We start from the raw sequence: 429 nt of genomic DNA, 5'->3' as shown, positions 1-429 counted from the left end.
TACCAAGGAGCGCCACAGCGCGAGGAGCTGGCCGAGGTGGATGTGGACTGGCTGATCGCCGAGCGTCCCGGCAAGGTAAAAACCTTGAAGCAGCATCCGCGCAAGAACAAAACGGCCATCAACATCGAATACATGAAAGCCAGCATCCGTGCCAGGGTGGAGCACCCGTTTCGCATCATCAAGCGGCAGTTCGGCTTCGTGAAAGCCAGATACAAGGGGCTGCTGAAAAACGATAACCAACTGGCGATGTTATTCACCCTGGCCAACCTGTTTCGGGTGGACCAAATGATACGTCAGTGGGAGAGATCTCAGTAAAAACCGGAAATAACGCCAGAAATGGTGGAAAAAATAGCCTAAATAGGCTGATTCGATGTGTTTGCGGGAAAAAAATCGGCCCAGATCCGCGAAATTTTAATCAGCGAGTCAGCT

Annotated in this window: 1 protein-coding gene; it reads left to right on the top strand. The window is 51.7% G+C overall.

The window, feature by feature from the left end:
* On the top strand, positions 1–315 hold a 315-nt coding region (locus RYZ59_RS24605), incomplete at its 5' end, for a transposase (protein ID WP_139245318.1).
* Positions 316–429 lie beyond the last annotated feature (114 nt).

The organism is Citrobacter sp. HN-141 (assembly GCF_033341895.1).
Lineage (GTDB): Bacteria > Pseudomonadota > Gammaproteobacteria > Enterobacterales > Enterobacteriaceae > Citrobacter.
This window is presented reverse-complemented; position numbering and strand designations above follow the sequence as displayed.